Raw genomic sequence first — 6,182 nt, 5'->3', positions numbered from 1 at the left:
TTCAGAATTAAAGAGCTTTTATGAGGGGCTCGTTAAAAAAGGGAAAAAGAAAATGGTAGCGTTTGTAGCACTAATACGAAAAATTATTGTTATCGCCAATGCCAGATTAAAAAAATTTGAACAGAAAAAATCGCTAACTGCGGTATCACTGTGAAGCTGTGAATAAGGTGTGTAAAATGACTATTTATTATCCAGTTTTCAAACTTGCTCACAGCAATTCAAACATAGTTGATCCAGCGCACCAAAGGTGCACTGGGACTCCCGCCTGCGCGGAAATGATAAAGCCTAAAATCGAAATTACTGTGAGTTGTGGGTAATGATATAAGCTAGGCGTACTTCTCGGTTAGTTATATAATAGTCCTTCTTTGCCCGTTATCCGCTGGGGAGGTCGAAGGAGACAAGAGAATTTGACGTTTGGGAGAGGTGGCAGAGCGGTTGAATGCGACGGTCTTGAAAACCGTTGAGGGGGGCAACTCCTCCGAGGGTTCAAATCCCTCCCTCTCCGCCAGTCAAAAATCAATATTAGATCCAGACACTCATGACTATTGACAATCCGAGCGGTTTTCTTAAGACCCTACCTACCGGCTCCGGTGTTTACCAGATGCAAGACGCGCAGGGGAAAGTCATCTATGTGGGTAAGGCGCGCAATTTACAAACACGAGTCAGTAGCTACTTTTGTCGCCAACTAGATAGTAAAACCCAATCCATGATGCCTCAGGTGCAGTCTATTCAAACGACGATCACCCGCAATGAGAATGAAGCCCTTCTACTCGAAGCCAGTTTCATCAAACAGTTTCAGCCCCGTTACAATGTATTGCTACGAGATGATAAATCCTATCCTTATCTTTATTTAGCGACCCATCAAAAATTTCCCCGCTTGGATTTTTACCGCGGTGCAAAAAAAGCCCCCGGTCGTTATTTTGGCCCTTACCCCAATGCCGGATCGGTGAGGGAGAATCTCGCTTTGATTCAAAAGCTATTTAAATTGCGTCAATGCAGTGAATCTTTTTTTAAAAACCGCACGCGTCCTTGTTTGCAATATCAAATCAAGCGTTGTACAGCCCCTTGCGTGGGGTACGTCAATGAGCAGGAATATCGACGCCAGGTTGAAGACGCTATCTTATTTTTTGAAGGTAAAAACGATGAAATAATTATGAAATTAACTGATCAAATGGAAGTGGCCTCTGAGAATTTGCTTTTTGAGGAAGCTGTTCATTACCGTGATCAAATTCGCCAATTACGGCGGCTACAAAAACAGCAAATCATTACTGGCAGGAAGGGAAACATTGATATAATTGGCATCGCCGAATCAAATGAAGCCATCGGCTTTTCTATATTATTCATCCGATCCGGGCGAATGATTGGTCATAAACCTTTCTTTCCCAATACACCCTTAGGAACGACGCTCCAAACTGCCTTACTTGAATTTATCCCTCAATATTACTTGAGTCCTTTGCGCAATGGCGATATCCCAGAACGGATCGTAACGACTGAGCTATTGGAGGACCGTTTATGGATACAACGTGCTTTGTCGTCCGGTTTAAACCGAAAACTAGCAATTACTGATCGAAAACGAGCGCCGTATAAGCAATGGCAAGCAATGGCGGCGCTCAATGCGGCTCAAGCTCTTTTACAACACTTGGCTCAGAAAAATACTTTTGCGCTAAAGTTAGAAGCCATACAAAAATCGTTGGCTTTGCCGAATCCAATTGTGCGTATCGAATGTTTCGATATTAGCCACACCTTAGGGGAGGCGACGGTGGCATCTTGCGTTGTTTTTGGGGAAGAGGGGCCCATTAAAAAAGACTATCGACGATTTAATATTGGCGGAGTAACAGCGGGCGATGATTACGGTGCTTTGCGACAGGCGCTGACACGGCGATACGTGCGCTTAAAAGAAGGCGAAGATATTTTGCCTGATATTCTGCTGATTGATGGGGGCATGGGCCAACTTAGGCAAGCAGCCGAAGTGCTTGAAGAATTGCAAGTGAGCGGAGTCATTTTAACGGCAATTGCAAAAGGACCCGGTCGTAAAGCCGGATTGGAGAAGTTGTTCCTTTGGGGGCGGCGAGAAGAAATCCATTTGCCGGCAGATAACGTCGTGTTTCATCTAATTCAACAAATTCGTGATGAAGCCCATCGCTTTGCGATCACGGCGCATCGCAATCGTCGCGCTAAGCGCCGGGTAGAATCCACCTTGCAGGAAATTGAAGGAATTGGCCCTAAACGACGACAAAAATTATTAAAATATTTCGGCGGGTTACAAGAACTTCAGCGAGCTAGCATTGAAGAAATCGCAAGGGTCCCCGGCGTCAGCGAGACCTTAGCCAAAGCAATTTACGATGCCTGCCATCAATATAAGGGCTAATTTTAAAAGAGGATTGTTAGGAGTTGCCTTATATACTTGATTGGCCCAAGGTTCGTAGTTATATATTGAGTTCAAGAATTTTCTGTCTTTAGAGGAAACTTATTTTGCGCTTACAAAGAATCTTTTCATTCTTTTTTTGCTGCCCTTTTATTCGACAATCGTTTTCTATGTTTGCTTCGTACGGCGATACAAGATAAAAAACAAACACAAAATCAGAAAACAATTCAGAGGTTTTCTGAAGAAAGAGCACAAAGGTTCGGTGCTCATTTGTGCAAACCACCTCAGTTACTTTGATGCTTTTGGCATTATTTGGGGTTTGGGTTCGCTATGGGGATATCTTAGGCATTTTCGCCGATTTCCCTGGAGTATTCCCAATGTAAAGTTTGTGTGCGCTAACTTATTCAATCGCTTAATGAGTTATATGAGTAAAATCATCCCTCTTACAACAGAGGGGGAACGATCGAATGCGAAAACAGTATTAAGAAGGGTTACACATTTATTAAAACGAGGAGATTTCGCTATGATCTCGCTGAAGGGACGCGGAGCAAGATAGGGCGATTGAATATGGACGATTGCGGGGGCTGGTCAGATTTTGCAAGCTGTCCCTCAAGCTAAAAGTCTTATTAATTTATTTGCGGGATGAGGAAGACAAAATGCAGCGGTATTTACCCTAGGAAGGTTGTCAGTTTTATATGAAATTAAAATGGTTCGCCCTCCCCAAATCCAAAAGAATCAGCAGAGCCGACAGGAAATTCGTGCGCTTTCAAAGAAGATAATGGAAGAGTTATCTGAAATGGAGAAAGAGTATTTCCAGGAAATTCCTTTTAAGTAAAGCGAGGAGTTTTATTTCCTCGCTTTGTTTTGGGAAAGGAGAAAGTGGCTTAGAAACGGCCGCCTCCACCGCCACCTCGACCACTGCGGCTGTCGCTGCCACCGTCACGTCGACGGTCACGGTCACCTGTATTTTCTCGGGCTATGTTAACTCGGATTTTGCGACCTTGGAGATCAATCCCGTTGGCTTTCGACACAGCTTCTTGCGCCGCGTCCTGCGTGCCGTAGGTGATGAAAGCGAAGCCTTTGGAACGGCCTGTTTCCCGATCCATAATCAACTTGGCTTCCTCAATTTCACCATACTGGCTAAAGAAGGTTTGAAGTTCACTAGCTGTCACGTCATATGACAAGCTTCCCACATAGATTTTATTTTGACTCATCGTCATTTTCCTCAAAAAATAGAAATAGAGATGCTTGGGCAAGAATGTCAGGAACTGTCTCGAAGGGAAGGTCCGGAACGAATCTGTGCTTGGCAACTTTATTCTACGATAAAATATCTAAAAAAGATATCAGAATGCGGCGGGCGGCTGTGAGAATGGTGCTGTGGTTCGCCTTCTCCCAGGGCCATAGAGAGAAATTTTAGGAAATCATGTAGAAATGTGGCTAGGGCTAGTATAATCCTTCGATGCCCGAAATATACTTAGATAACAATGCAACCACCTCAACTGCTCCAGAAGTTGTGGAGTCTCTGTTAACGTTTTTCTCGAAAAGTTATGGGAATCCTTCCAGCCTGCATCGTTTAGGCCTTCAGGCGGAGCGGGCGGTGGATGAGGCGCGACGTGGTTTGAGCGGGTTATTGGTGGTCCACGAAGATGAAATCGTTTTCACATCGGGGGGCACAGAAAGTGCCAATTTGGCGGTTAAAGGAGCGGCTCAAGCGTGCAAACGTAAGGGCAATCATATTATCACTACCACAATAGAACATGATGCGGTATTAGGGAGTGTTAAACAGCTCGAACAAGCCGGTTTTATTGTCGATTTCGCAAAAGTGGATACGCAGGGCAAAGTGTCGCCAGAAAGTGTTGTGGAATTAATAAAGCCCAATACTATTCTGGTCGCGGTTATGCATGTTAACAACGAATTAGGCAGTATCAATCCCATTAATGAGATTGCCGAATCAGTGAAAGCTAAAAACAAGGGTATTATTTTTTTCTCTGATGGTGCGCAGGCCTTTGGCAAGCTTGAGATTGATCTCACTCATATCGATTTATATTCCATCAGCGGCCATAAATTCCACGCCCCCAAGGGAAGTGGTGCTCTCTATGTTAAGAAAAAAACACTATTACAACCTTTAATTTCGGGTGGAGGGCAAGAATTTGACTTGCGTTCGGGTACGCAGAATGTGCCTAATATTGTGGGCTTAGCTAAAGCGGCTCGGCTTGCTTATGGTCATTTAAAAGAAACACGCGAGTATTGGCGGGAGTTAATGGCTGATTTTTTGGAAGGATTAAAAAATATACCAGAAGTAAAGATTAATTCACCTGTGGGTGCGCTAGAAAATACGCTTAACGTCTCATTTAATTCAATTCCTTCTCAAGTAATGATGAATTCGCTTGAAGAAAAGGGCATTTATGTTTCAGCAGGTTCTGCCTGTAGTGGCGCTAAAGGTAAACCGAGCCACGTTTTGAAAGCGATTGGACTTCCGCCCAAACGGATTCGATCCGCTATTCGCTTTAGTTTTTCACGCTATAATACTCATGAAGAGATTCACTATGTGTTAGAAAATATTCAATCAATTATTTATAAGTTAAAAAAATATTACGATAAATGAAAAAAGTCATCCTGATTAAGTACGGCGAAATTGCTTTAAAAGGAAAAAATCGGCGTCTTTTTGAATCTTCCATCATCGAGAATATTCGTCTTGCGATCGGAGAGGGTTTCGCCTCTATTGAACAGCGCCGCGGGCGGCTTTATTTAAAATTAACCACAGATAAAGACATTCCGCACTATAGAGAAGCATTAAAGCACGTTTTCGGCGTTGTTGGGTTTGCATTAGCTTATCGTTTGAATTTGGAAGTTAACTTTGAGGAAATAGAAGAAGTTATTATAAAACACCTTAGAAAATTAGAATCCAATTCATTGAGTTTTCGAGTAGATACCCGTCGAATCGCGAAGTCATTTCCGATGGATTCTATGGAGATTAATAAAAAACTTGGTGCCCTGTTGCTTAAACATTTTCCCAAATGGCGAGTTAATCTTAATAATCCTCAATTAACAATTTTCATTGAGGTACGTGATGAGGGATTATTTATTTACACGACAGAAGATCATGAAGATGGATTGGGCGGCCTGCCTGTTGGCGTTGGAGGTCGCGGTCTTTTATTATTATCAGGTGGAATCGACAGTCCCGTAGCGGGTTGGACGCTGTTGAAGCGTGGGATGATAATCGATGCTATCTATTTTCATAGTTTTCCTTACACGGGAGAGAAGGCCAAAGAAAAAGTTATCGACCTGGCCCGCGTATTAACTCGCTGGAAATTGCGCGCCATTAATTTACATATTCCTTATTTCACTAAAGTTCAAGAGACTGTTAACAAAATGTGTCCTGAATCTACATGGACGATTATTCATCGGCGCTTTATGATTCGAATCGCAGAAAAACTGACAAAGTCCATCTACCATACCTTAATTACCGGTGAGAATTTAGGACAAGTGGCGAGCCAAACTATTCAAAGCATCGCGGTGATCAATCAAGCGACGAATTTACCTATTTTACGACCGTTAATAAGCTTCGATAAAAATGATATCATTAAAATCGCCAAGAAAATTGGAACTTTTCGTATTTCAAAACGTCCTTATGAAGATTGTTGCACTTTGTTTGCCCCAAAAAATCCAGAAACAAAAGCCAAAGAAGAAGCAATTTTAAAAACTGAAGAAAATTTGCCTTTAGATGAACTGATCAATGAAGCTCTAGAAAAAATGAAAACTCTCCGTATTACACCCATCGCGAAGGGTTTTTAAGTACTGTATACGCTATGAAACC

At 42.7% G+C, this 6,182-nt stretch carries 4 protein-coding genes, 1 tRNA gene and 1 pseudogene; 5 read left to right on the top strand and 1 reads right to left on the bottom strand.

Translation table 11 applies throughout. The annotated features are described in order from the left end of the window. Window positions 1-417: 417 nt before the first annotated feature. The 3 genes and pseudogenes from OWO34_RS05335 (at window position 418) to OWO34_RS05325 (ending at window position 3,200) form a co-directional block, all read left to right on the top strand. Window positions 418-508: transfer RNA gene (locus OWO34_RS05335), tRNA-Ser, on the top strand. 30 nt (window positions 509-538) lie between these two features. Further along, window positions 539-2,368: an excinuclease ABC subunit UvrC gene (uvrC, locus tag OWO34_RS05330; RefSeq protein WP_267256798.1), complete on the top strand. Its 1,830-nt coding sequence runs from the start codon at window positions 539-541 to the stop codon at window positions 2,366-2,368. 104 nt (window positions 2,369-2,472) lie between these two features. After that, a pseudogene (locus OWO34_RS05325) lies at window positions 2,473-3,200 on the top strand (lysophospholipid acyltransferase family protein). A 49-nt stretch (window positions 3,201-3,249) separates the two neighbouring features. Here OWO34_RS05325 and OWO34_RS05320 read toward each other — a convergent pair. Beyond that, window positions 3,250-3,621 (bottom strand): RNA recognition motif domain-containing protein, encoded by a 372-nt coding sequence (locus OWO34_RS05320; protein WP_267256801.1) that lies wholly within the window; start codon window positions 3,619-3,621, stop codon window positions 3,250-3,252. A 203-nt stretch (window positions 3,622-3,824) separates the two neighbouring features. On the opposite strand from OWO34_RS05320, the gene OWO34_RS05315 reads away from it, so the two are divergent. After that, the gene (locus OWO34_RS05315) at window positions 3,825-4,970 is read left to right on the top strand and encodes a cysteine desulfurase family protein (protein ID WP_267256797.1); all 1,146 of its coding nucleotides are present in this window, start codon (window positions 3,825-3,827) and stop codon (window positions 4,968-4,970) included. Continuing rightward, window positions 4,967-6,160 carry a tRNA uracil 4-sulfurtransferase ThiI gene (thiI, locus tag OWO34_RS05310; RefSeq protein ID WP_267256796.1) on the top strand — a complete coding sequence of 398 codons (1,194 nt, stop codon included), beginning with the start codon at window positions 4,967-4,969 and terminating at the stop codon, window positions 6,158-6,160. The genes OWO34_RS05315 and thiI overlap by 4 nt, the downstream gene beginning before the upstream one ends. Window positions 6,161-6,182: the final 22 nt, after the last annotated feature.

It is taken from the genome of Coxiella endosymbiont of Ornithodoros maritimus, assembly GCF_907164965.1.
Taxonomy (GTDB): Bacteria; Pseudomonadota; Gammaproteobacteria; order Coxiellales; family Coxiellaceae; genus Coxiella.
The sequence above is the reverse complement of the archived record's forward strand: the minus strand, read 5'-3'. Positions and strand labels throughout refer to the sequence as shown.